General features: G+C 40.3%; 29 protein-coding genes. 23 read left to right on the forward strand and 6 right to left on the reverse strand.

What is annotated here, in order from left to right; all coding sequences use genetic code 11:
- Positions 1–187 precede the first annotated feature (187 nt).
- From UFB30_RS02075 to UFB30_RS02090, 4 genes are all read left to right on the forward strand, one after another.
- Entirely contained in the window at positions 188–949 is a 762-nt protein-coding gene (locus UFB30_RS02075; RefSeq protein ID WP_435390791.1) for a threonine/serine exporter family protein, read from the forward strand.
- A gap of 15 nt (positions 950–964) precedes the next feature.
- Positions 965–1408: a threonine/serine exporter family protein gene (locus UFB30_RS02080; RefSeq protein ID WP_322420011.1), complete on the forward strand. Its 444-nt coding sequence runs from the start codon at positions 965–967 to the stop codon at positions 1406–1408.
- A 124-nt stretch (positions 1409–1532) separates the two neighbouring features.
- The gene (locus tag UFB30_RS02085; RefSeq protein WP_322420012.1) at positions 1533–1898 is read left to right on the forward strand and encodes a DUF2512 family protein; all 366 of its coding nucleotides are present in this window, start codon (positions 1533–1535) and stop codon (positions 1896–1898) included.
- Between the two features lie 52 nt (positions 1899–1950).
- On the forward strand, positions 1951–2559 hold the full coding sequence (locus UFB30_RS02090; RefSeq protein ID WP_322420013.1) for a DUF421 domain-containing protein: 609 nt from the start codon (positions 1951–1953) through the stop codon (positions 2557–2559).
- A gap of 43 nt (positions 2560–2602) precedes the next feature.
- Here UFB30_RS02090 and UFB30_RS02095 read toward each other — a convergent pair whose 3' ends face one another.
- The 3 genes from UFB30_RS02095 to nagA all read right to left on the reverse strand — a co-directional run bounded on the left by UFB30_RS02095 (position 2603) and on the right by nagA (position 5732).
- Positions 2603–3757, reverse strand: a complete 1155-nt coding sequence (locus tag UFB30_RS02095) for a GGDEF domain-containing protein (protein WP_322420014.1) — start codon at positions 3755–3757, stop codon at positions 2603–2605.
- A 98-nt stretch (positions 3758–3855) separates the two neighbouring features.
- Positions 3856–4578, reverse strand: coding sequence for a glucosamine-6-phosphate deaminase (gene nagB, locus UFB30_RS02100; protein ID WP_322420015.1), 723 nt, complete (start codon positions 4576–4578; stop codon positions 3856–3858).
- A complete protein-coding gene (gene nagA, locus UFB30_RS02105; RefSeq protein WP_322420016.1) occupies positions 4560–5732 on the reverse strand; it encodes an N-acetylglucosamine-6-phosphate deacetylase in 1173 nt (390 codons plus the stop codon). The genes nagB and nagA overlap by 19 nt, the downstream gene beginning before the upstream one ends.
- A 380-nt stretch (positions 5733–6112) precedes the next feature.
- On the opposite strand from nagA, the gene UFB30_RS02110 reads away from it, so the two are divergent.
- The 7 genes from UFB30_RS02110 (at position 6113) to murQ (ending at position 13359) form a co-directional block, all read left to right on the forward strand.
- Positions 6113–6958 (forward strand): MurR/RpiR family transcriptional regulator, encoded by an 846-nt coding sequence (locus tag UFB30_RS02110; protein ID WP_322420017.1) that lies wholly within the window; start codon positions 6113–6115, stop codon positions 6956–6958.
- 153 nt (positions 6959–7111) lie between these two features.
- Positions 7112–8461: an extracellular solute-binding protein gene (locus UFB30_RS02115; protein WP_322420018.1), complete on the forward strand. Its 1350-nt coding sequence runs from the start codon at positions 7112–7114 to the stop codon at positions 8459–8461.
- Positions 8462–8571: 110 nt separating this feature from the next.
- Complete coding sequence (locus tag UFB30_RS02120) at positions 8572–9465, forward strand: carbohydrate ABC transporter permease (RefSeq protein WP_322420019.1); 894 nt, start codon at positions 8572–8574, stop codon at positions 9463–9465.
- A gap of 18 nt (positions 9466–9483) precedes the next feature.
- A complete protein-coding gene (locus tag UFB30_RS02125) occupies positions 9484–10314 on the forward strand; it encodes a carbohydrate ABC transporter permease (protein ID WP_322420020.1) in 831 nt (276 codons plus the stop codon).
- Between the two features lie 16 nt (positions 10315–10330).
- Positions 10331–11404: a serine hydrolase domain-containing protein gene (locus UFB30_RS02130; protein WP_322420021.1), complete on the forward strand. Its 1074-nt coding sequence runs from the start codon at positions 10331–10333 to the stop codon at positions 11402–11404.
- A gap of 12 nt (positions 11405–11416) precedes the next feature.
- A complete protein-coding gene (locus UFB30_RS02135; protein ID WP_322420022.1) occupies positions 11417–12418 on the forward strand; it encodes a BadF/BadG/BcrA/BcrD ATPase family protein in 1002 nt (333 codons plus the stop codon).
- A 41-nt stretch (positions 12419–12459) separates the two neighbouring features.
- Complete coding sequence (gene murQ, locus UFB30_RS02140) at positions 12460–13359, forward strand: N-acetylmuramic acid 6-phosphate etherase (RefSeq protein ID WP_322420023.1); 900 nt, start codon at positions 12460–12462, stop codon at positions 13357–13359.
- Positions 13360–13455: 96 nt separating this feature from the next.
- Here murQ and UFB30_RS02145 read toward each other — a convergent pair whose 3' ends face one another.
- Positions 13456–13779: a hypothetical protein gene (locus tag UFB30_RS02145; protein ID WP_322420024.1), complete on the reverse strand. Its 324-nt coding sequence runs from the start codon at positions 13777–13779 to the stop codon at positions 13456–13458.
- A 120-nt stretch (positions 13780–13899) separates the two neighbouring features.
- Between UFB30_RS02145 and UFB30_RS02150 the strand changes: the two genes are divergently transcribed.
- From UFB30_RS02150 to UFB30_RS02200, 11 genes are all read left to right on the forward strand, one after another.
- Positions 13900–14223, forward strand: coding sequence for a nucleoside triphosphate pyrophosphohydrolase (locus tag UFB30_RS02150; protein WP_322420025.1), 324 nt, complete (start codon positions 13900–13902; stop codon positions 14221–14223).
- Between the two features lie 21 nt (positions 14224–14244).
- Positions 14245–15237: an HNH endonuclease gene (locus UFB30_RS02155; protein ID WP_322420026.1), complete on the forward strand. Its 993-nt coding sequence runs from the start codon at positions 14245–14247 to the stop codon at positions 15235–15237.
- A 27-nt stretch (positions 15238–15264) separates the two neighbouring features.
- A complete protein-coding gene (locus tag UFB30_RS02160; RefSeq protein WP_322420027.1) occupies positions 15265–17082 on the forward strand; it encodes a DUF262 domain-containing protein in 1818 nt (605 codons plus the stop codon).
- A gap of 68 nt (positions 17083–17150) precedes the next feature.
- Positions 17151–17663, forward strand: coding sequence for a GNAT family N-acetyltransferase (locus UFB30_RS02165; protein ID WP_322420028.1), 513 nt, complete (start codon positions 17151–17153; stop codon positions 17661–17663).
- Positions 17664–17787: 124 nt separating this feature from the next.
- Positions 17788–18102: a hypothetical protein gene (locus tag UFB30_RS02170; RefSeq protein WP_322420029.1), complete on the forward strand. Its 315-nt coding sequence runs from the start codon at positions 17788–17790 to the stop codon at positions 18100–18102.
- Between the two features lie 14 nt (positions 18103–18116).
- Positions 18117–18635, forward strand: coding sequence for a hypothetical protein (locus tag UFB30_RS02175; protein WP_322420030.1), 519 nt, complete (start codon positions 18117–18119; stop codon positions 18633–18635).
- A gap of 12 nt (positions 18636–18647) precedes the next feature.
- Positions 18648–19541 carry a hypothetical protein gene (locus UFB30_RS02180; protein WP_322420031.1) on the forward strand — a complete coding sequence of 298 codons (894 nt, stop codon included), beginning with the start codon at positions 18648–18650 and terminating at the stop codon, positions 19539–19541.
- A gap of 22 nt (positions 19542–19563) precedes the next feature.
- Positions 19564–19794: a hypothetical protein gene (locus UFB30_RS02185; protein WP_322420032.1), complete on the forward strand. Its 231-nt coding sequence runs from the start codon at positions 19564–19566 to the stop codon at positions 19792–19794.
- A 143-nt stretch (positions 19795–19937) separates the two neighbouring features.
- Positions 19938–21443 carry a spore germination protein gene (locus tag UFB30_RS02190; protein ID WP_322420033.1) on the forward strand — a complete coding sequence of 502 codons (1506 nt, stop codon included), beginning with the start codon at positions 19938–19940 and terminating at the stop codon, positions 21441–21443.
- Positions 21427–22512 (forward strand): GerAB/ArcD/ProY family transporter, encoded by a 1086-nt coding sequence (locus tag UFB30_RS02195; RefSeq protein ID WP_322420034.1) that lies wholly within the window; start codon positions 21427–21429, stop codon positions 22510–22512. Before UFB30_RS02190 ends, UFB30_RS02195 begins: the two co-directional genes overlap by 17 nt.
- Positions 22509–23603 carry a Ger(x)C family spore germination protein gene (locus UFB30_RS02200; RefSeq protein ID WP_322420035.1) on the forward strand — a complete coding sequence of 365 codons (1095 nt, stop codon included), beginning with the start codon at positions 22509–22511 and terminating at the stop codon, positions 23601–23603. Before UFB30_RS02195 ends, UFB30_RS02200 begins: the two co-directional genes overlap by 4 nt.
- A 19-nt stretch (positions 23604–23622) precedes the next feature.
- Here the strand turns inward: UFB30_RS02200 and UFB30_RS02205 are convergent, their stop codons facing one another.
- Both UFB30_RS02205 and UFB30_RS02210 read right to left on the reverse strand, forming a co-directional pair.
- Complete coding sequence (locus UFB30_RS02205; protein WP_322420036.1) at positions 23623–24159, reverse strand: hypothetical protein; 537 nt, start codon at positions 24157–24159, stop codon at positions 23623–23625.
- A 17-nt stretch (positions 24160–24176) separates the two neighbouring features.
- Entirely contained in the window at positions 24177–24467 is a 291-nt protein-coding gene (locus tag UFB30_RS02210) for a hypothetical protein (RefSeq protein ID WP_322420037.1), read from the reverse strand.
- Between the two features lie 303 nt (positions 24468–24770).
- Between UFB30_RS02210 and UFB30_RS02215 the strand changes: the two genes are divergently transcribed.
- A complete protein-coding gene (locus UFB30_RS02215; RefSeq protein ID WP_322420038.1) occupies positions 24771–25115 on the forward strand; it encodes a four-helix bundle copper-binding protein in 345 nt (114 codons plus the stop codon).
- The last annotated feature ends 63 nt before the right edge of the window (positions 25116–25178 follow it).

Genomic DNA, 25178 nt, shown 5'->3' on the forward strand with positions numbered 1-25178 from the left:
GTGTGTGGATAGTCAGAGTTTTTCACCTATTTAATAAACAATTTTCATAAAGGTGATGAAATACCTGTGCAAAAATATTGGTTGTCCACAAACAAATCCACATTTCCTCACCGCCTTATAAAAAAATCATGATACACTAATAGCACTGAAATTGTACGGAGGTGGTGACGGCATGGAGATCGAGGATATGGAACAATATCTTGAGGAGCAGTATGACATTATGGATGTTTGTCTGCTGGCCGGGAAAATTATGCTTGAGAGTGGAGCTGAGACGTATCGGGTGGAGGATACAATGATGAGGATTGCAAAGAACTATGGCATTAAGGAGTCCCATAGTTATGTCACCCCGACTGGAATTATGTTTTCAATTGAGACGGAAGAGCCGACCAAAACAAAGCTGATCCGCATTTCTGACCGCACCACTGATCTAAAGAAAGTGATGCTTGTGAATAGTACGTCTCGCAGGATTGCAAATGGGGAGCTGGACGTTCCGCAAGCTTACCGTATTTTGAAAAGAATCTATAAAGACGATGAGACGTATGCATTAATGACGCGTATTGCGGCGGCTGCAGTTTCAAGCGGCTGCTTTCTCATGATGTTCCAGGGGTCATGGGCCGACTTTATTCCCGCGATGATCATTGGCGGACTGGGTTTTGCGAGCGTTGTATATGTGCATGATCTCGTACTGATCAAGTTTTTCTCTGAATTCATGGCAGCACTTGTGATTGGTCTGCTGGCTGCAGGGGCTGTGATGACAGGGCTTGGTCAGGAGCTTGATAAAATCATTATCGGCTCTGTTATGCCGCTTGTTCCCGGGCTTTTAATTACCAACGCAGTCCGCGATCTGATTGCAGGGCATTTTATATCCGGCTTATCTAAAGGGGCTGAGGCATTTCTGACCGCATTTGCGATTGGTTCAGGAATTGCAGTAGTTGTGACGTTATTATAGAAAGGGGGATAACCTGTGGATATCTTAATTAATATTGTGACAAGCTTTATTGCTGCAGCAGGATTCGGCATTATCTTTAACGCGCCGAGAGAAGCTTTGTGGAAATGCGGGCTTGTTGGCATGCTCGGGTGGATGGCTTATTTTCTGCTGACGTTTCAGGGAATTGGCGAGGTGCCGGCCACGGTTGCAGCCGCTTTTATGATCGCAGTGATCAGCCAGGTATTCTCCCGTGTCTATAAAGCACCGATTATTATCTATATCGTATCAGGCATTATCCCGCTTGTGCCGGGTGGAACGGCCTATAATGCGATGCGCTCATTTGTCACCAATGACTATAATATGGCGCTATCTTTTGCTGCAAAAGCATTCATGGTGTCAGGCTCGATCGCGATGGGGATTGTGCTGTCTGAGGTGATCAGTCAGATTATGAAGCAGAGCAGGCTGAAGAGAATTGGTTAAGCAGAAAGTCCGGAGATCAGACCGGGCTTTTTTTGTTGGTCAATTTCACCATACCTGTCACACAACCCTTAGTATACCGCTCACCCGAACAGGGCAGGTTATACAAGATCGGAGGTGTGAAAACATGAACCATGGAAAATCAATGCTGATCAAAGCACTGCTATTATTTCCGGTGATTTGGATTGTATTGACGGGCTTTAACGAGGTAACATTTCTTGATTCAACCTCTGTTGCAGTTATTTTATATGTAGTGGCTTATATCGGGGATATGCTTGTTGTCAGAAATGCAGGAAATACAATAGGCACAATTGGTGACCTGATTCTCGGCACACTTGTGATCTGGTTTACGCTTATACTTCTTGGTTATAACAACATCCTCGGTGAAGCGATCGCAGCCGGTGTGATCCTGACAGCAGGAGAATACTTCTATCATAAATGGCTGATTCACAACCTGTTTGAAGAAACGGCAGACCCTGCACCAAATGCTTAACGAATGATCCCCTTCGAGCAGGGGATTCTACATATGTAAAGGAGTGAGTGTAATGGATTTAGACTGGATTTGGAAAGCCATTCTTATCATTGTAGCCGGCGTCTTACTGTTAAGAATTTCAGGAAGAAAATCCATTTCACAGATGACAATTGCCCAGACTGTGATCATGATTTCCATCGGCAGTTTATTAATTCAGCCCGTTTCAGGTAAAAACATCTGGACCACTTTTGGCGTGGCAGCACTATTAATCGGCACACTGGTCTTCATTGAATACATGCAAATCAGATGGGACAAAGCAGAAACTTTTTTCAGCGGTAAATCTAAAGTAGTGATTGAGGATGGACGGATTGTGGAAGAGAACCTGAAAGGAATCAGGTTAACTGTCGATAAGCTTGAGATGTGGCTCAGGCAAAATGGGATTGATGACTTCAATAAAGTTCAGTGGGCTACGATTGAACCTAGTGGACAGCTGGGTTATGTGCTGAAGCCTGAATATCAGCCGATCACAAAAAGTGAGTTTGAAGATCTGGTGGTAAAAATGAATTTGATCGGCCAACAGCTGAATATCCGTGAAGCTGATCAACAGCCTGCTCAACCAGCTTCACCATTGTTTTCGGAGATCAAATACCCTGAACAGACGGATCCGGAACATTTAAATTAAATTTCGTATTCATAAATTGTCTATTTCCCGGGAAATTTGCATTTTAAATTTGAAATTCTGCTGAGTTAATCTCTGAACATGCTTTTCGATAAGATTTTTCTTTATACATTTGAGCGTCTGCTTTTATCAGTAATTCATCCATTGTCTGACCGTCTATTGGATAGGCGGCATAGCCGATGGAGGTCTTTAAATTAATCGTGCCGGCATCAATTTTTTTATCATTTTCGACAGCTTCTCTGATCGCTTTCTTCGTATGAGAGATAGACTGTTTGTCGATGGACTGCTGCATGATGACAACAAACTCATCGCCGCCCAGTCTGACAGCGGTATGCTGACCCCAGGCGAAGTCCCTGAGTGATTCAGCCATTTTAACGAGTACATCGTCACCCGTCTTATGCCCGAAAAGATCATTAATCTGTTTGAATCCGTTCAAATCCAATGAATATAAGACAAATGGCTTTTTTGTACCCGAGTGAAGGAGCTGTTCAATGTAGCTGTCGAGATATTTCCGGTTTGGAAGACCTGTCAGATAATCATGTGTAGCGAGCTTCATGACGCGGTTATGGTTTCGGACATTGACTGCAATGCTGAGTCCGTAAGTCCAGCCGACTGTCCAGATGATGACCATAAAGAACAGGAAGCTCGTATAAGGATGTGATTCAAAGTTGGCTTCAAAAGCGCCGTTCAATGCCAGAAACCATCTCCCGGCAAAAGAACTGCCGATCAGTATGAAAGTGGCAGCTGAAATCATATAGATTTTTCTCTCAAGACCAGTTGATTTCCAAAGTAAAAAGAATGCAGATAAAAAGAAAATAATGGTGACCAGTGAATCAAAAACTAAAAAACGTGCATTGGGCATTTCCCTGAAAAGTAAAATGAATGAAGTTGCATAAATAAACGTCATGATAAAAATCAGCAGGCGCAATCGCTCTTTATGATAGCCCTTAAAGCGCATAATGCCTTCAAGGATCAGGATAGGCGTCAGTAATGTAGCGAGATTGTTCAAAACGGCAGCATATGAGCCGATAATGGGTACAAAAAGCAGAGGAAGAAAGCCGAGTCCGCCTATGATCGCAGCCCACGCCCACATATCCAGTCCTCTTTCCTGGATGTTCATTTTCCACGTAATTGTCATCACTATAGCGGAAATTATTGCAAGTACAAAGACAACAGCTCCGAGCGTGATCGGATCAAGCATAGTCAGACCCACCTCCTGTACACTATATCTATTTTCTTTATTATACAGTAAAATAGGTCTAAATATCTAATTTGAATTAAAATTATTTTATATTGAAATTAATTACCAAATGCTTTTTCATCTGCAATCAATACAACATCATTGTGCTGACTTAAAGCAGAAGCAGGAAAAGTAGGATCCGGGGTACCTTCAAGCAGGCGTCTGACAGCCGCTGCTTTTCTCTCGCCTGAAGCCAGTAGCACGATTTTCTTACTGTGCAATATAGACTTTATACCCATGGTGATCGCGTGTGTCGGAACTTCTTCAAGTGATTGGAAGTACCGGGCGTTTGCTTCCCGTGTAGAATCTGCAAGACTGATGACATGGGTATGTCCATTAAAATCACTGCCGGGCTCATTAAAGCCGATATGACCGTTTTCCCCGATGCCAAGAATCTGCAAATCAGGCGGCCCGAATTTTTTTAACAGCTTTTCATAGTGTCTGCATTCCTTCTCGAGGTTTGAAGCCATTCCATCAGGTAAAAAGGTCTGATCACGAGGGATATCAATATGAGAAAATAAGTGCTCCTGCATATAACGGTGATAGCTTTTTGAATGGGCAGGATCAAGCCCGATATATTCATCCAGATTAAATGTACGCATGTGTTTAAATGAAAGCAGCCCTGCACGGTACTGTCTTACGAGCAGCTGATACAGTCCGATAGGTGTTCCGCCTGTTGCAAGCCCAAGCACCGGCTCCTCCTGCTCTCTGATACAGTCCCTAACAAGCCCCGCAGCAACCTTACTCATCTCAATATAGTTTTTCACAATGACGATATCCATGGCAGATCCTCCTTTTGAAATACAATTTCACCGCGGCAGATGGTCAGCACAACATTGTACGCTTCATCCAGCACCACAAAATCTGCATCTTTCCCCGGCTCAATACTTCCTTTACGATTCCATACCCCAAGCTGACGTGCTGCATTCCCGGAAGTGATTTTAGCAAGCTCTTCTATAGAAAGGTCGGTAAGTGACATCAGATTTTTCAATGCCTGATCCATCGTCAGCACACTGCCCGCAAGTGTTCCATCCACAAGCCTTGCTTCAGAACCTGTCACTGTGACCTGCTGACCGCCAAGATCATATTCTCCATCAGACAAACCTTTCGCCCGCATCGCATCAGTGATCAGTATAAGACCGTCTGCCCCTTTTTCGTTCCATGCAAGCCGCACTGCTTCCGGATGACTATGTACAAAATCCGCAATGATCTCAGCGTTTACCTTTTTCTCTAAAAGCGCCCCGCCAGCTACACCCGGATCCCGGTGATGAAAAGGACTCATCTGATTATATAAATGCGTAACCTGACTTGCCCCGGCTGTTACTGCCTGCTTCAGCTCATCATACGTTGCATCTGAGTGGCCGATTGATACGGTAACGCCACTTTCGGAAACCTCCTTTGTAAAAGTCATTCCGTTTTCACGCTCAGGTGCTGCAGTCACCACTTTTATATTTCCGTCAGCAGCTTCCTGGAATTGTTGAAACAACTTCACGTCAGGGGACAGCATTAATGCAGGATCCTGAGCCCCGGCTTTTTCATGTGAAAGAAAAGGCCCCTCAAGATGAACACCAAGCACTTCAGCACCTTTCGCTGGCCGCTTCATATAATCAGCGGTGTTGCGTAATGCTTTGAGCACAGCTTCTTCAGTCTGTGTCATTGTTGTCGCCAGAAAAGATGTCACACCTTCCTTTACAAGGGTTTGCGCCATTGTTTCCAGTGCCTCAGGCGTCGCATCCATCACATCCGCACCACCTGCCCCGTGAATATGTGGATCGATGAAGCCGGGGAGGAGGTAGTGGGTTGGGGGGATTTTTATAATTTTTTGGATAAAATTGTTGCTAGGTTTATTCGTGATGGAAGCGATATTTCCATGCAGAATTGAAATATGAATCTTAGTATTTTGAAGAAAGTGCTCGATTGAAAGATGGTTTTCCATATTAATCCTCCTGATTTTGATTTATACAAAGTATATAATGGTACAAATTATAAAGTAATAACATTTTAATTATTTCTAAGGTTAGTCAAAATAATCTAGGAAATATCACGAATCAATAATAGATAAATCCAGTAGTTTAGAAATACTGAATGAATCATTGTACTTTCTCAAATAGTAGGGAAGTTACCTAAGATGACAAAAACAAAAAGCTCAAAGCTAGAAATGATTGTAAGATCAGTTCCAGCCTGTTTGCTAAATAAAAGATTTAGAAAATTTAAAAAATGATTGACAGTAAAAAAATACTTGCATAAAATGTAGTTAAGCTACATATAATTATAAAAATATTTGGAGTTAAGCTACATATGTTGTTAGGAGGTAACATGGTAAATGGTCTAGAAAGACTTAAACAAGGTTTGTCTTCTCTAAAACCCTCTGAGAAAAAAGTAGCTCAGTACATTCTTGATCATCCGCAACTTGTACTGGACATGCCAATAGCGGTATTGGCAAAAAATTCTTGCGCTAGTGAAGCGACTATCATTAGAATGTGCCGCTCGTTGCATATTAATGGTTTTAAGGAACTAAAACTAAGTATTTCAGCTTCATTGAGCAGTCATCATTATGCAGAAGAGCGATATAGAGATATTTCAGCGAATACAAGTTTGACAGATATTATTCAGTCTGTAACGAATAATAACCTTCATTCAATAAAAAGTACGCTGAATCTAATGGATGTGAAGACAATTAAAGCCGCTATTGATTTAATTTCAAATGCGAGAAAAGTAGTGGTTATTGGTGTAGGGGCATCCGCTATCGTTGCATTGGATTTTGAGCAGAAGCTTAGAAGAATAAATAAGTGGTGTGAGGCTCTTACAGATAGTCATTCTCAGCTTACCTCAGCTGTTCATCTGGAGGAACAAGATGTGGTAATAGCAATATCTTATTCCGGGGAGACAATAGAAATCATCAATACATTAAAAATGGCTGAGAAGAATAAAGTGAAAATTATTTCTTTAACTGCTTATGGTACTAATACTGTACAGAAAATGTCAGCTGTTAATTTATTTGTTTCACCAATAGAAGCAAGCATCCGGAGTGGAGCAACAGCATCAAGAATTGCCCAATTGAGTGTAATTGATATTCTCTTTATAGGAATCGCTTCATTAGATTACGAACAGTCCATTCATTATTTGGATAAAACTAGAGAAGCTATAGATAAAACACATTAGAAGCTAATAAGCAAGTACGTTCATAAGGTATTTACACAGATGCCCAATTTTATTTTCGGGGGTGACAGAAAGACGCTGGACGTACTAGCAATTTCATCATAAAAGAAAGCGCTTACTTTTATGAGCGTAATAAAAAAACAGGGGTGGAAATAAATGAGTAGAAAAAAGCTAAAAAGAAATTTGTTATCAGTTTCGGCAATATCACTTATCGCGTTGACAGGGTGTTCTTCAGACGATTCATCATCTGAGCAAGCTGAAAACAGTAATACAGAAGGTGAGGTTTCTGGAGAGCTTGAAGTTCAGTATTTTGTAGGTGGATATGGGGATGAGTGGTGGAAGAGCACAATTGAAGCGTTTAAAGAAGAGTATCCGGATGTTGAAGTAATTGAACACTCGGGACCAAATATTAACGAAGAAATGAAAACGCGATGGATCTCAAATAATCCACCAGATGTTGTTTATATTGATGGAAACGGCGCTAATGAAACACAAATGATTAATGACGGACAGTTAATGGACCTTAGTGACTGGGCAGGCGATTTAACTTTTGAAGGTGATACACCATTAATGGATAGCTTTATCTCACCAGCTCAGGAAGTAGAGGGAGCTGTGTATAGTCTTCCGCTGGTCTTTGATACTTGGGGTGCATGGTATGACAGTGCCTGGTTTGAAGAAAACGGTTGGGAAGTTCCAGAAGACTTTGACAGCTGGTTAGCATCAATGAAAACAATACAGGATGATGCAGGAATTGAACCGTTTATTACAACTGGTCAATATCCTCAGTATTTCCAAAGGGGAGTTCTGAACCCTGCATTTGCAGCAGCTGGTGGAGAAGACTTACTGAATAATTTATCAAATGGTGTTGTAGAAGCATGGGAAAGTGATGAAGCTTTGGAAATTATGAAAAAGGTGCAGGAGATTGTTGACGCAGGTCTGATCGATGAAGGATTTGCTGCGCGAAGCCATACGCAAACCCAGATGAATTTCCTTATGCATGAAACAGCTTATATTCCTGTAGGCTTCTGGCTTCCAAATGAAATGGCGAATGATACGCCAGAAGGTTTTGAGTACGGTTTCATTCCAACTCCTATGAATAACTCTGGAGATGCAATGGCGCTTGTGCCGGATATCCGACCGGTAGCAATTGCAAAAGAGGCTGAGAACCCTGAAGCAGCTAAAGCATTTGTAGAGTTTATGTTCTCTGAAGAACGTGCTCAGGCGTTTGCAGAATCAACAGGGGCAATTATGAATCTTCAAGGCGTAGATTTGAGTGGAAATGAGAATGTACCTGAATTCCTTAAGGGAATTAATGATTTGATTAATAACCCTGGAGCAATTGAAATTTATAATCGTGCCCAGCCTACAGGTGAAGAGATGGAAATCGCTGTTGAGATTACAAATGAAGTAAAAGCCCGTAGTGTAGATATCTTAATGGGTAAAATTACGGCTGAAGAATTTGTAAAAGCGATGGCGGATAAATCAAGAGAATTAAGAGGAGAATAATTGACTTAAAGGAGGAATGCGGGGTCATAAAGACTTTGCATTCCTCTCTCCATCTATAAGATCAATAAACTTATATGCTGAAATAATACTGAAAAGAAAAGAGTGATGACGTGGTCCAGTCTAAAAAACAAAAGTACTTGTTTTTGACGTTCTGCTTATTACCGACCTTTCTGTTGTTTGTTATTTTCACAGTTTATCCAATGGTAAATGGAATATATTTATCTTTATTTGACTGGTCAGGAATGAGTGCAAACAGAGAGTTTGTCGGATTTGAAAATTATATTCGCATGTTTAACGATGAAATTATTGGTAAGGCGATTTACAATGATTACTTCTTTGTTGTCACAAAAGTAATTGGGATTATGATTTTATCGTTATTTTTTGCTGTGGCCTTGACACAATTGAAGGTAAAAGAAGCACCCTTTTACAGAGTAGTGTTTTTCTTTCCAAACATTATGTCTGTAGTAGTGATCGGTATTCTTTGGCAGTTCATCTACGAACCGGATATTGGTCTTGTTAACGGCTTTTTAACTTCAGTTGGTCTTGAGAGCTGGACCAGACCGTGGCTTGGTTCAATGGAATGGGCATTACCGTCATTAGTCGTACCGGCAATATGGGCAGGTATTGGATTATTTATGCTATTGCTTATGGGAGGAATAATGAATATCCCGAAAAGCCAATACGAATCAGCAGAAATTGATGGAGCCAGTGAATGGCAGCAGTTTTGGAAAATTACTGTTCCGTTGATTTGGCCTCAGATTAAAACTTCAATGATCTATATTGTAATCACATCATTAAATGGTTCATTTGTACTTGTGCAAATTATGACTAACGGTGGACCGGGGAACGAAACTGAAGTAATGGGGTCGTATTTATATCAAAAAGCTTTTGAAGATTTTCAATTTGGATACGGCGCAACAATTGGTGTGCTTATACTCATTCTTTCACTGGTAACAGTTTTAATTATGCAATTTATTCTAAAAAGAGAAAAAGTAGAATACTAGGGAGCGGGGAACTCATATATGACAAAATTTATAACCGGCGCTGCTGTGCGTATTCCATTAATTATATGGTCGATACTCGTTGTGTTTCCATTAATATGGATGTTCGTTGGAGCTTTCAAATCCAATGCTGAAATTTTCTCTTCTCCATGGTCAATGCCAGAGACCTATAATTTCGGGAATTTTGTATCAGCATGGGTTGATTTTAGTATAGGCTCGTCTTTTCTCAATACCATATTTGTAACTGTACTGGGTACTGTGCTTTGTCTGGCATTTTCAATTCCCACTACCTACGCACTTGAAAGATTGCGTTTTAAAGGCAGTGAGGTACTATTCAATGTTTATCTTGCATCTATGATGATCCCGGCAGTGCTCGGCTGGATTCCATTATTCTTTTTATTAATGAATATGAATCTTCTGGATAACCTGTTTGCGTTATCGGCAGTTTATGCCATTTCACAGGTGCCATTCACTATATTCATCTTATCAAGTTTTATGGGCAGTGTTCCAAAAGAACTGGAAGAAGCAGCAGCGGTTGATGGAATGAGTCCATACGGTGTGCTGTTTAAAATCGTAACGCCGATGGTGAAAACAGGGATTATCACTGCTTCAATTTTAAATGCTATTACGTTTTGGAATGAATACTTTATGGCGCTTATCCTGCTGCAGACTGAAAGCAAAAATACACTTGGTGTACAAATGGATTTGCTAAGTACGAATGCTCAATATGAAAGTGCCTGGGGAGCCTTATTTGCAGGTCTTGTCATAGCGGTAGTGCCTGTTATTATCTTCTACGCGATCTTCCAGCGCCATATCGTTAAAGGAATGACAGAAGGTGCGGTCAAAGGATAACTGGAGGTGCGGGATATTGAAGGAGACTCAACTGGATTTTTCTAAGATAACGAAGCTGATTGATCAGGAAATTGAAAAGGGGACACTCCCCGGCGCTGTGCTGGCTGTTACAACAAATGACAGTGTGCCTTTAATATATTCAGCTGGTTACGCACATAAAGAAAAAGAGGTTAAAGTGACTAAAGAAACATTGTATGACCTTGCATCGTTAACAAAAGTAACATCGACTTTACCTGCCATATTATTATTGCTTGAAGCAGGCGAAATTGATCTTGATGATCCGGTTTACAATTATGTTCAATCATTCAAAGAACATAATGATGACATCACAATCAAACATTTGCTGACTCATACAAGCGGGTATCCGCCGGAGATAAAATTTTATCAACGCAACCTGACAATGGAAGCAGCAGTTGTTGAAATTGCCGGGCTTACCGCTAAAAAACCTGCAGGAACTGAGGTTATATACAGTGATTTAAACTATATCGTTCTAGGATATATTACGGAGCAGGTTAGTGGTATGCCGTTAGATGAATATACAGCGAATCACATCTATAAGCCGCTTGGAATGAAAAATACATTTTTTAATCCACCAGAGCATCTGAGAATGCAAACAGCTGCTACAGAATTTCGGGAATCATTGAATGACTATCAGTGGGGGGAAGTTCATGATGAAAATGCAACAAATTTCAATGGCATAAGTGGTCATGCAGGTCTCTTCTCCACTGGCGGAGACATGATTAAATATTGTCAGTTGTTTTTAAATAAAGGAGTCTATCAGGAGAAAATGCTGCTATCACCACTCACAATTGAGTTGGCTGCAGATTGTTATACGGACAGTCTAAATCTGAGTCGCGGTCTCGGATGGCAATTACATTCTACAGGAGTTTTCTCAGGGCAGTTCCTGCAGAAGGGTTATGGTCATACAGGGTTTACGGGGACTTCTATGTGGATTTCACCTGAAAAAAACCTGGCGATCGTATTATTAACAAACCGGGTTCACTATGGCAGAGAGAATAATATAAACAGTCTAAGAAGAAAGTTGCACAATGTAATTGCTGTGACCATGAAAGAAAAGGGTGTTATTTAGGAGAGTGATCCTGTGAATAGGATAGCAAATGGTGCAAAAAGATGGATTGGAATTGATGGAGGAGGAACAAAAACGTCATGTGTCATTGGAGACTGTAAAGGGAATATACTTGGTACGTCATTAACGGGATCCAGTAATATTCATTCAAATTCACATCATCAGGTTAAAGAAAGACTTCTGCAATTAATTACAGACGTCATGCAAAAAACAGACGTTTCCATCGATCAAATTGCAGTCATACAGCTTTGTCTGTCAGGCTGTGACCGGGAATCTGACAAGAAACAGATAAGAGGATTCTTTCAGGGAACAAACTTTGAAAAGAAGATCAATATAGCGAATGATGCAATTGCTGCTTTATATGCCGGTACAGCCGGAGCACCGGGAATTGTATTAATTGCAGGAACCGGATCTATTGCTTACGGGTTATCAAAAGATCAATCTAACCCGGTTAGAGTTGGGGGCTGGGGTTACCTTTTGGGTGATGAAGGGAGCGGTTATCATATTGGACAAATGGCTTTAACAAGCGTGTTAAAAAGCTTTGATGGCCGGGGACCTCATACCTTATTAACCACAATGCTCGCGGACCACTTTGAAATAAGGAATATACAGGAGATCATTCCAATCATTTATGGCGATCAGTATACCAGAACACTGATCGGAAGTCTCGCTGAAATTGTAATGAAGGCAGAAGCATCAGGAGACGGGGTTGCAGCTGGAATCCTTAAGCAGGCTGTCATAGAAAAATGCCTCATTGTGAAAGCAGCAATAAGTCAAATGAAAGAAAAGGATATAACGATTGTTCTGCATGGAGGGCTCTTTACAAATGATCGTTATAAGAAAAAATTCTGTACTCAGCTTAAATCAGAGCTGAATACTGAAGTTAACATGATCGAATCTCATTTACCACCTGTAGCAGGAGCTTATATACTTGCTTTGCAGCAGAGCGACATCCAAATAAATCAAAAAGTGAAAGATCAATTAAAAGAGTACTATCAGCCGACAGGCAGCTGTTAAATGATTTGCGAAATAAATTCTATAATTAGGGTGATAGCCATATGGAAATGATATCGAAACTGACCACTGAGATGAAAAATGTAAAATCTAAAAACCTTGACCAGCTGACAACTGATGAAATTCTTAGTTTAATGAATGAAGAAGACCAAACAGTTCCTTATGCTGTAAAGGCTGTTCTTCCGGAAATCAGCCAGGCAGTCACTTATGTTAAAGACGCACTTCTTAATGGAGGGTCAGTTTTTTATATAGGTGCAGGTACAAGTGGAAGAATCGGCTTGCTGGACGCTGTAGAATGTCCTCCTACCTTCAGTACATCAGCTGACAAAGTACAGGCTATTCTTGCGGGGGGAGAAGCATCCTTATTCAGAGCGATTGAAGGAGCAGAAGATAACGGGAATCAGGGAGTAAAAGATCTGGAAAACAGACAGCTTAGCAACAAAGATGTAGTCATTGGCATTGCAGCCAGTGGAAGAACGCCATATGTGAAAGGAGCGTTAGAGTACGCATCATTCATAGGTGCAAAAGTAGTCAGTCTCACCAGCAATAAACATTCAGAGATTTCCAAGTTTGCTGACATAGCAATAGAAGTCGATACTGGACCGGAAGTGTTAACCGGATCTACCAGATTAAAAGCTGCTACGGCTCACAAAATGGTATTAAACATGATCTCTACCGCTTCTATGATTCAATGCGGCAAGGTCTATCAGAACCTGATGGTTGATGTGAAAGCATCAAACTATAAGCTGAAAGAACGCGCCAAAATGATTGTCAGTGAAGCAACAGGTGTGTCATATTCTGAAGCAGAGCAGGTTCTTGAAGAAACGAATTATGAAGTAAAACCTGCAATTGTTAAAATCTTAACCGGTACAGATGCTGAAACTGCAAAAAAGAAGCTGATGCAGGCAAATGGGTTTGTAAGAAATGCTGTTGATCTGAACTAACCAAATGAATAATCATCAAAAAACAGCAGTGAACGCACACTGCTGTTTTCTTTTTGGGTATTCAATTTTAGCAGTGTCATGGAGAATGACGCGGAGCTAGTTCTGTGATTGTTTTTTGAACGTGTGGAAGTCTTTATCAAGCTCTATATGTTTATGAAGAAGGTAATCGAAATTCTGGTGCTGCTCCTCATGCTTTTTTGCCTGTACTTTTAACATAGACAGGATCGCATGCTGATTGTCATATTCCATGCGGTGAAGCTGTGAATCAATTTTATTAAACCTGGTATCGACTTGATCAAATCTGGTATCAACTTCAACGAACCTTGCATCCACTTGCTGCTTAAACTCGCGCAGGTCAGACTTTATATCTTTAAGCTCCCCCTGCATGTCCTGCAAAATACTGAGGATCTCTTTCTCCATTGTGTTCACCTCCTTTACTGTTGAATCTATTATATAACGCTCCAGGAGAAAAATATAGTTTTGGATGAAGCTTCCTTTTATAGGGGGTATAATAGAAGAAAACGAGAGGGAGTGTGCCATATGCCAGTCTACAACAAGCTCGTACGCGACCTTATCCCGGATATCATTGCAGCAAGCGGGAAATCAATGGAGACGCGGATTCTGAGTAACGAAGAGTATGTAATTGAAGTGAAGAAAAAGATGAAAGAAGAGCTGGCTGAATACCACGCCACCCAGAATGACGAAGACGCAATTGAAGAGCTTGCAGACCTGCTGGAACTGATCTCTGCCGCTGCTAAGACGCATGGAGTGACGCTTGAGGAAGTGGAGGCAGCGCGTGAGGTGAAGGCAAGGGATCGCGGTAGATTTAATGAGAAGATTTATTTGGTTGAGGTGGAGGATTGAATAAAGGGCAGGTGAATGACAATGAGTCATAAACTGAAGGTAGCTGAAGCGAGAGCAGAATACATAACAGAGCAGGATGTGTGGAGTCACTTCAATTTCATTTTTTCGGAGAAGTCAAAAAATTCAGCCTCCTATAAATATGCTTTAGTTAAATCGCTTTTAGAGAATTTATATAGTGTTAATGAAAAATTAGAATTAACTTATTACCAAGTCTTTGAGAGCTTTACAGAAATTTATTGGAACTTAGTAATTCACCATAAACTTAGTCAATTAAATCTTCAGCAAAAATCTGCGAGGATTGAAACAGTTTTAAAAGAATCTTTATTAAAACATCATCTTAACGATCAGATAATATTTGAAAAAATACCTGATCAAATAAAAATTAAAATTGTTAAAAAAGTTATAACTGAATGCAAAAATGATGTAATGGGTGCATTATACGGCGACACTCAAGGATTAATTTATTCATTTGACAATTACAAACGTCAATTAAAGTTAACACCGTCATTTTATTCATTTATGCAAAGATTTCAAAAAGTATTAATGTATCTTTCAAATTATCATTTAGCATTATTCCTTGAAAAATATAATTCAGGTTCAAGCACTGACGGACTATTACTAAAAATTGAAAATGTATCAAAGAGAAAGTCTCTGGATAAGTTTTATTTATTATTAGCTTCTGTCTACCAGAAAGAGTGTTTTTATTGCGGTAACAAAATAAAATCAAGAAAAGGCAACCATGTGGATCATTTTATTCCATGGAGCTTTATTCAAAATGATCAACTATGGAATCTTGTAATAGCATGTGTAAAGTGCAACACTTCAAAGAATAATAAATTGGCAGACAAAGAATTTCTTGAAAAACTTATTCAAAGAAATAACTTTCTTTCATTAGAAGAAAACATCACACAAAGAGTTGATATGCAATTATATGTACCAAAGAAATTAGAAGATTTATATAAATATTCAAGGCAAAACGGATATACAGATATTTGGACACCAAATAGATTATGAAAATAGCTTCGTTGTGGAGGTAAAGATGTGATTAATAATGTAACTAAAGCTCCTATTTCGCAATTGTTAGATTCAGAGAGAAGTTATATCTACCATATTCCAAAGTACCAAAGAGAATATACCTGGTCTAAGTCGCAATGGGAAAATTTATTTGATGATTTAACCGAAAATGATGCTGGGTATTTTTTAGGCTCGATTATTTGTATAAATACAATTACTAGTGCTCTGGGAGACCCTGAATTTGAAGTAGTCGATGGTCAGCAACGTTTAACGACTTTAAGCATTTTGCTCGCTACATTATATGGAGTGCTCGATGATCACCGTGGTGAGCTTGATGAAGATAATGTTTCAGACTTACTACAGTTGAAGCGGAAAATTGTGTTGAAGAAAGATAATAATAAAATAAGGGTCTCTCCTCAAATTCAAAATAGCAATTTAGAAGATTATGAGTATTTGATGGGTGAACTGAAAATTCTGCCAAGTCGTAAAAAACCAAAAAATACGGGAAATCGTAGAATCTATAAAGCACATACATACTTTAAGAATCGTCTTTTAGAAGAAGGCGAAAATTCTGTTGAAAAAATAAAGAAATGGCTTTTGATTTTGGAAAAGGTTAATGCTGCAATAGTTGTGATGATTGAGGTCTCAACACATGCTGATGCTTATACCTTATTTGAATCACTAAATAATAGAGGTACACCATTAACAGCGGTAGACTTAATGAAAAATTTACTGCTCGCACAAGTTGATCAAAATAAAAATTCTTCGATTGATGTGTTTTTTGATCAATGGACACAAATTTTAGATTTAATAGGAAATGAATACAAAATTCAAGAAAGATTTTTTAGACATTATTATAATGCTTTTAGGACTACAATTAATGAACCTTTTAAAAAGGGTAATGAAAGTAAAAAATTCCCTTTAGGAGCAATTGCTACGCGGTCAACATTATTAAGTATTTATCAAACTATGATAAAAAATGACCCTGAAAAGTTCCTTGATTCTATTATCCGAAGCGCCAGAGTGTATGCTAGTATACTTTTAAACGAAGAGGATCTTCCTGCAGAAATCAAAGAGCACCTTAAAGATCTTGAAAGAATTCAAGGTTCTCCATCACATTTATTATTGTTATATTTATTTGAAAATCAAGCTAAACTCTTCCTTGACGATCAAACTCTAAGTAAGATTGTCTCATTACTTGTTAAATTTTTCGTGCGACGAAATTTAACTGATGTACCAAATACTCGTGATTTAACTAAAATTTTTATGGATATAATATTATTAATTGAAGAAAATGATTTAATAGAAAATAATATTTATATCTTAATACGTGATCAGCTAAAAAGACATTCTGTAGATGACATGATATTTAAAGATAAGCTTAGAGGGGATATTTATGAAGAAAATGCTGGAGCGGCTAGATTTGTATTATCTAAAATAGCACAACAAGGAATGACGAAAGAGTCAAAGGTAAATTTATGGGAGAGAAATAAAAACAATAAATACGTATGGACAATTGAACACATTTTTCCTCAAGGGAAAAATATTCCTCAAGATTGGGTCGATATGATAGCTGATGGTGACGTCGAGAAAGCTAGAGATCATCAACAAAACCTAGTTCATACTCTAGGAAATTTAACTATTACGGGTTATAACAGTAATTTGAGTAATCTTCCGTTTATAACTAAAAGAGATAAAACTGATCGAAACGGCTTATATATAGGTTTTAAAAATGGAATAAATTTAAATGAGGATCTTAAAAACGCGGAAGCTTGGAAACCGGAAATGATAAATAAAAGAACAGAAAATTTAGTGGAGAGGATATTAATATTAATGTCATTTTAGTTTAGTGAGTCAATCTATGAAAAATTACAAAGTCTAATAGAAGTCTACATTTTTAACGGAGGTTCCCAATGAACATCAGAAAAGCAACACTCAAAGATGCTGCAGGGATTGCGAAGGTACAGGTGGACACTTGGAAGACTACTTACAGAGGCATGGTGCCTGATGATTATCTGGATCACATGTCTTATGAGCGCCGGGAAGAGATGTGGGGAAAGATTATCGGTGATGGCCAGGTTGTCTATGTGGCGGAGGACAATGGTGAGGTTGTCGGGTTTGCGAATGGCGGGGAAGAGAGAAGTAATAAATATTCCGGTTATGACGGAGAGCTTTTTGCGATTTACATACTTGAGTCCTATCAGCGCCAGGGACTTGGCAAAAAGCTGATGGCGCCTGTGGTGGACGAGTTGAAGAGTAAAGGACTTTCTTCCATGATTGTCTGCGTGCTTGAGAAGAATGATTCCAAGCGTTTTTATGAGGTGCTTGGTGCAGAGAAGGTCGATACGGTGAAAATTAACTTTGGCGGTAGAGATCTGAAGGAAGCGGTGTATGGGTGGAAGGATCTTGAGCAGGTGAATTTATAACAGACAAGCCATTTAACAACGGTAGCCTAATCGTTGTTAAATGGCTTTTTTTAGTTTATCAACCATTATACTGGATATATATGTTAAGCTTAAATCAATAGCATTTATAAAAGGAGAAAACGCGTTGGCAAAGATATTAAAGCTCATCACCATTCTGACAATGTTTACGATTGTGATTTACATTGGTGGATTTGAAATTGACCAATTGAATGTCTTTGCTGCACTGATGTTTTTCCTGTCATTAATCTTAGCAGCAAGCTTTCGGAATCCAATCCGATCCAACATCTTTTTTATTATTTCTTTAAGCTGTTTATCAGTCATCGTTTTAACGAATCTTGATTTTCTAATCGGGGCAATATCTTTAGTCACGATGATCCTTTGGCAGTTTTTCTACTGTTTCTACTATGTCGAATACGAACGGGAAAAGCTTGAGAGCTAAATAGGAGGAATGAGATGACGGACCAATTCGTACTTGGGCTTGTAATGTCTTCAGCTCCGAGGTCTTTACTGACAGATGAAGGTTTTGTACATATACGTGTATTTACAGCAGCTGACCTTGAAGCGCATTTTGGTGTGAAGGGCTCTCTGCATTTTGACAGGGGAGAGGACAATTTGCTGTCGGGGCATGGGAAAGCGGCTTTTTCTTACTGGACGAAGCTGTTTGAATTGACTGAAGAGGAAATTGAAGAGACTAACCGGGATCATAATGAGGCGCTGCATGTGTTAATCAAAAAGGTGAGGAAGTTTGTGCGGACGCATGGGCTTACTGCAGCGAAATGGAACAGCTTTAATGAACAGTTCGATTTCGATCGCCCCTGGAGTGTACAGTTATTTACGCCGACTGCACCGCCAATGATGTTCAACATTGGTGTACTCGATATGAAATGGCTAGCTTCAATGGAAATGGAGTTTGGGTTTGGTGCGAGAGAGGACAGATGGATGGAGCTTGTAAAAGGTGTGGCTGAGAAGTGAGGGAGTGATGATATGAGGAGTATTACTTTAGAAAAATGGAGCGATATCAAAGTACCTGAAGCCAGTGCGTATCCGGCTGCTGTGACGCGTGATCATCGTGTGCTGCTGATTGAAGAGGATCTCCATCAGTTTAATGGCGTTGACTTGAGAACGCACCGGGGAGACTATGTGGTGAAGATCATTGATGGAAATGAGGTTACCCAATTTACAGCAACAGATTTTCCGTTTGTTCCTGACCGGCTGGATCTATTTTCAGATGGGACGGTCCTGCTCGTGTCGAGTATTTGCTGGCGCGAGGATGGCTGGGTGCAGAAAAATGCGCGGAGGTACAGCACGGATGGTGAGTGCCTGGATGAATTTGTACTTGGCACAGGCCTGTCTGCGCTTTCGATTGATGATGAGGATACAATTTGGGTGGGCTATCACGAGGAGGGTGTCTTCGGGAATCACGGCTGGGATCACAATCCGGTGGGGAGTGCCGGGCTTGTGGCTTTTTCTAAGGATGGTCAGATTCGATGGGAGGCCAGGAAGTATGATGTTTTTGAATGTAAAGCCCTGAATGTACAGGACGCATCGGACGTCTATTTTCATTACACTTTATGTTCCTGGCTTGTACACCTGGACCATTTTAAAGAAATCCGCCGCTACAAGATAGAGACGCCTGCTTACATTCCTCAGCTGATGATGCTTGATTCAGAAACTATGATGACGGCTGAATATCAATCAGATTACGTGCGGCATCTGACGTATGAAAACGGGATGTTTGTTACGCGGGAGTGCTTTAAAATGGTCGATCAAAGTGGACATGCGCTATCCGGAAAAGTCATCATGCGGGGAAATGAGCTATTTGTATTCACTGAAACCGGTATCTACAAAAAGAATCTGACGCTTGATTTGCTGAAGTAAATGTAATGATGGGGGTGTTCAAATGAAAATCACTGCTTACATATTAATCTTAATTTTCACCGGATTATTCATCGCGAGCTTCCACACTGGACCATTTCCGTTACCCGGCATCTTTTATCTGCTGCCGGCAATCTTTGTCCTGACGACTTTGCAGCTTTTTGAAAAGGGAAAGCGAAAAGAAGGGATTGTGAACGGCTTGATTACAGCGATATTTATAGGTATTGCATGTTCAAGTTTTATCCTATCAACCTGAGAACTTTTTATATAACATGTGAACCAATCACCTGACCATCAGCCGTCAGGTGTTTTTTTGTGCTTGTGGATCAATTAAAAGTCTGATAGTCATGTATAGATTTACTCAAAAGTGTTCAAGATTACTAAAAAGGGGGTGAGGGTGTGGAAGGGGAGTCGTTTCAGCGGAAAGATCAGGTTCAACAGTGTGCCGGTACGGATGAATTTAAAGAGCAGCTGCTGTTTCATTTAGGGAATACAGAGGATCTGGTTATCCTGTCTGTTCACAGTCAGGATGCGGGTGTTCAGTCTTTCATTATCTATATCGATTCGTTAATCGATCATGTCAGGCTGGAGGAGATCATTGAGTGGTCAGGTGAAATGAAGTGGCTGACAAATGACCAACTGATGAGCAGTAAAATAAAATTTTACGAGGGATCACTCTCGTTTCATCAGCTTACTCAAAAGCTGCTGGATGGCGAAGCATTTGTCCTGACACCTGAAAAATCAGATTGGAAGATTAAAGGGATTGCCATACCGAGAGAGATTGCCAGAACGATTGAAGAGCCGAAAAATGAACAGGTAATCCGAGGGCCTCATTATGGAATGAATGAATCGCTGAGCAGTAATATTTATTTGCTCAGGCAGCGGTTGAAATCCCCCCACCTGGTCGTCAGGTATTATCAGATTGGCAGGGAGTCTCATACAAAGAGTGCGCTGATCTATGTGGAGAATGCAGCAAATCAGATGATTGTTGAAGAATTTATCAGAAGAATTGAAAGCATTGATGTAGATACTGCTCACAGTGTCGGCTACCTTGAAGAAATGCTGGAGGATCACTGCCTTTCTCCATTTCCGCAGTTTCTTGTAACAGAAAGACCTGACAGAGTGACAGATAATCTTTCTGAAGGCCGGATTGCATTTATGATCGATGGATCACCAACGGCATTAATTGGACCGGCTTCTTTCTTTTCGTTTTATCAGTCTCCGGATGATTATAACGGCCGCTTTATTATTGGTACATTTTACAGGTTGCTGCGGCTGACCAGTTTTATTGTGGCACTGCTGCTTCCGGCTTTTTATATTGCCATTATCAGCTTTCATTTTGAAGTGATTCCTGAAACTCTGACACTCCCTGCCAAGCGGGCAATAGAAGACATTCCTTATCCGCCGCTATTTGAAGCATTTGTCATGGAAATTACGATTGAACTGATCAGGGAAGCGACGGTCAGGCTGCCGTTCCCCGTTGGACAGACAATTGGCGTTGTAGGTGGTCTGGTCATCGGGGATGCTGTGGTAAATGCAGGATTTGTATCGAATATTATGGTCATTGTTGTGGCACTTACAGCCATCTCTTCATTTGTTGTACCTTCTGTAGAGATGAATGCAACAGTCCGGATTTTGAGGTTTCCTTTTATGATTTTGGCAACATTATTTGGATTTTACGGGGTAACCGTCGGACTGACGATATTACTGATTCATCTGATCCGGCTGGAGTCTCTGGGTGTTCCTTACCTGACCCCAATTGCGCCATTTCATAAGTCGGGTCTGCGGGATTCTTTATTCCGGATGCCGTCATGGCTTCAGAGCACCAGACCGGCAGGAACGCTTACGATGAATAAAGTCAGACAGGGCTTTTCAAAGAGGTGGCAGCATGCAAAAAAACAATGAGGTCACCGGCTGGCAGTTATTTTATCTGGTCATCCAGACGCAGATTGGTGTTGGCGTTCTCTCATTGCCGAGAGATATCACTTTAGAGGCAGGACATGATGCATGGATTTCTGTCATACTTGGAGGCGTCCTGATTCAACTCGTCCTGCTGATATTTCTGTGGCTGTTACTGAGGGTGGGGGAGCTCAGTTATTTTGACATCATCATACAATCATTTGGGAAAGCAGTGGGTAAGGTATTTATATTTTGTTATCTAATCTATTTTTTATATATCCTGACAGTCTCAAGTATTACTTTTACAAAGATATTATCAGACTGGATCTACTTGGATACACCAAGGGAGATTTTGACGATTTTGTTCTTAATACCGGCTGCATACTGCGCAGGAAGCAAAATCAGTCATGTGGCAAGGTTCTCTATGATTGTGTCCTGCCTGTTGCCTGTGCTGGTCATTCTGTTGATTCCTGTATACAGTTCACCTGAGTTTATTCATTTCTTTCCGATAGGCTCAGAGGGGGCCTCAGCCATTCTCGGAGGTCTGAAGGCGTCAGTCCTGGCCTATATCGGATTTGAAGCTTTCCTGTACTTTAGTAAATACGTGAAAAGCAACCGGCAAAAAGAGTTAAAAAAGGCTGCTTTTTCAACCTCTTTTGTTCTGTTCTTTTATTTGTTTCTGGTCATCTCAACTCAGCTGTATTTTCATGTGCAGGAGATTGTCGTCGTGCCCTATGCAGTTTTATATATATTGAAGTCGCTCAGCTTTGTCATAGTAGAGCGTATTGACCTGATCTTTCTGACACTCTGGATTGTCGTGGCACTTACATCATTTATTAACTATTTGTATGTAGCAGCGGAAGAAACTAAAATACTGTTCAACTTAAAAGGCCGCCAGTGGGCAATTATGTTTATGATTTCAAGTGTATTTGCTGTTTCGCTTTTCATAGATGAGAAGCAATCCATTATTCAACTGCAAAATCTCGTGACCTATGCTGCAGCTATTTTCACGGTAATCATTCCGCTTGCTGCTTTGTCAGTCTATCTGCTGTTCAGGAAGGGACATGCGACATGAAAAAAAAGCCAATTATTTTAATGATACTAAGCAGCCTTATGCTCTCAGGATGCTGGGATCAGAATCTGTTAAAGGATGTGCAGCTGGTCTATACAGCAGGCTATGACCAGACAGATAATGGAGAAGTAAAAGCCACCACGCTTGCGCCGCCGATTGATCAAACGGATCAGGTAAATGAAATTACTGTTACCGGTCACACAATGCGAGACTCAATGCTTGAGATGGATCTGTTAATTGCTGAGTTCGCAGACTTTTCAAAGCTTCAGACAATCCTTCTGGGAAATGATCTGGTTACACAGGAGATTTATTCATTTCTGGATGAACTGTACAGAAACCCGCAGTATAATCTGCATGCAAGGGTTGCAGTAACAGATCGTCCAGCGAACGAATTGTTATCTCAGCAGATTGAAACGCAGAAAGATAAATCAGAGTACTTTAAAGGACTGCTGGAAAGCTCTGAACTCACCAGTGTGACCCCTTACGTTTCCTTACAGGATGCATGCACCATTATGTTTAATCCTGAAAGAGACTTGTATCTGCCTTATATCGCTTATGAAGAAAAAGAAAAGCGTGCAAAGCTTGCCGGTATTGCACTATTTCACAAAAATCGCTTTACAGGAGCGTATTTGGATCCTGAAGAAAGTGTCATTTTTAATATGTTGAACAACGATACGGGAGAAACGGTCAGGGTTACACGCCGTGTTCATGATGATAGAGAACTCGAAGTGGAGAATTGGTTAACAGCGGAAATCAAACATTCAAAAACCCGTATGAAAGTCAGCAAGGATCTGAAAACCTGGGAAGCGAAGGTTGAAATGGAAATCGTGATTACTGAGTATGGCCAGAATAAAATTACGAAGGAAAAAGAGGCGGATCTCACAAAGCGATTAAAAGAGATTCTGACAGAAGACATCATGCATGTTATGGCAAAATTACAGTCTTCTCAATCAGACGCTTTTGGTCTTGCAAACCGTGTAGCTGCTTTTAACGATGAGCGGTGGGATCCTGATAGCTGGGATGAGACTTACAAAGCGCTTCAGATTCATGCGGAGATAGAGTTGAAGGTAATGGGTACAGGCATTATAGATTGAGGACCTGAATGCGGGGTCCTCATCTTGAATCAATAACTTTACTAGCCTGATCAAAAGCTCTTACTTCTACACGTTCCAGGCTGCTATATCCGCCAGCCCAGTACCATATTGTACGTTCATCGCCTTTCACGATTTTACCTTCTTTCACATCTTCATCAAATTCGATTTCTATGCGGCTGACCTCGTCAGTGATTTCGCCTGCGATGATCGCGACTGGCTGCCGGTCAGATTCTACTCCGTCATTCATTTCCCAGTGGGTCATGCCAAAACTGATGATCGGTGATTCCGCGGTGTTTGCAGATGAGAACTCTGTTGAGCCTGTATAATTCCACTGACCATTTACGGTTGAAAACTGTGCGTTGCCTATGCCTTCTTCTGTTGTATAGATTGCAAAGCCATATTCGCTGTCATAAGGCACAGTAACCAGTACCTCTTCATATACAATTCCTTCATTTATCATCAGCTGTTCCATTGTTACTTCTTCTTCAACAACTTTTTTACTGCATCCTGTCAGTAATATGCTGATCATTAAAGTAATAAAAACCCGCTGTTTCAATGAATCAGCACCTCCTTTTATACATCATCACTCTTCAGAGCGTCCACATACTGCTTTGCTTCAACAAGCGACAGCCCTCTGGTTTCCCTGACTTTTTTCACAGCCTGCACGTCTTTACCCTGATGAAGAAGACCTTTCAGCTCTTGATGCAATTCTTTATAAAGCTCGTCTTCAGGAACATCGGCATGTGCAGATAACCGCTCAACTTTGTAGTTCAATGTTCTAACTCGCTGATCGAGCCTGAGAATTGTGGATAACATATAAACAATGACGACTATGGTAATGATTTCGATTAGATTGAATTCCATATGTACATCTCCTAACTGTTAGTGTGGGATATTTTCTATAATATAACATTTCGATTAAATGAAATGAACCAATGTCGCAACTTTTGGATAAATTAGCAATAGATAAAAAAATGATCCTGTGAGGGGAGAAAGCGTAGAGCAAGTTCTTCAAACGTTAGCCTGTTAGTTGAGACCAGGAACTTTAGCATCATACATTTACTGCATTCATTTAAAGGGCATGTTATATAGGAGAGATGAATAAAATCCAGGTGTTTAGTAAATCTTACTTTTGTAATAAAAATTATAAAAGCGAGGTTCTTAATCATGAGTGTAGTGACGAATACAAACGAAAAATTTCAAGCCTGTATTGATGCTTGTTCAAAGTGTGCACAGGCATGTTATGAATGTTTTAGTGCGTGTCTGAATGAACCGGACCTGAATGCCAGAAAAAACTGTGTAAGTATACTTGTGGAATGTGCAATGATGTGTCAAATGTCTGTATCCATGATGGCAATGAACGGGCAGTTTTCGAAGGAACATTGCGAACTATGTGCAAAAATTTGCGAGCGCTGTGCACAAGAGTGTGCGATGTTTAAAGATGAGCATTGTCAAAAATGTGCTGATATCTGCCGCATGTGTGCAGAAGAGTGCAGAAAAATGACCGCTTAATCTACTGGAAATTAGTCGAAGACAAGCAACAAAAAAGAGCGGAGAAATCCGCTCTTTTATTGA

The organism is Jeotgalibacillus haloalkalitolerans (assembly GCF_034427455.1).
GTDB lineage: Bacteria > Bacillota > Bacilli > Bacillales > Jeotgalibacillaceae > Jeotgalibacillus > Jeotgalibacillus haloalkalitolerans.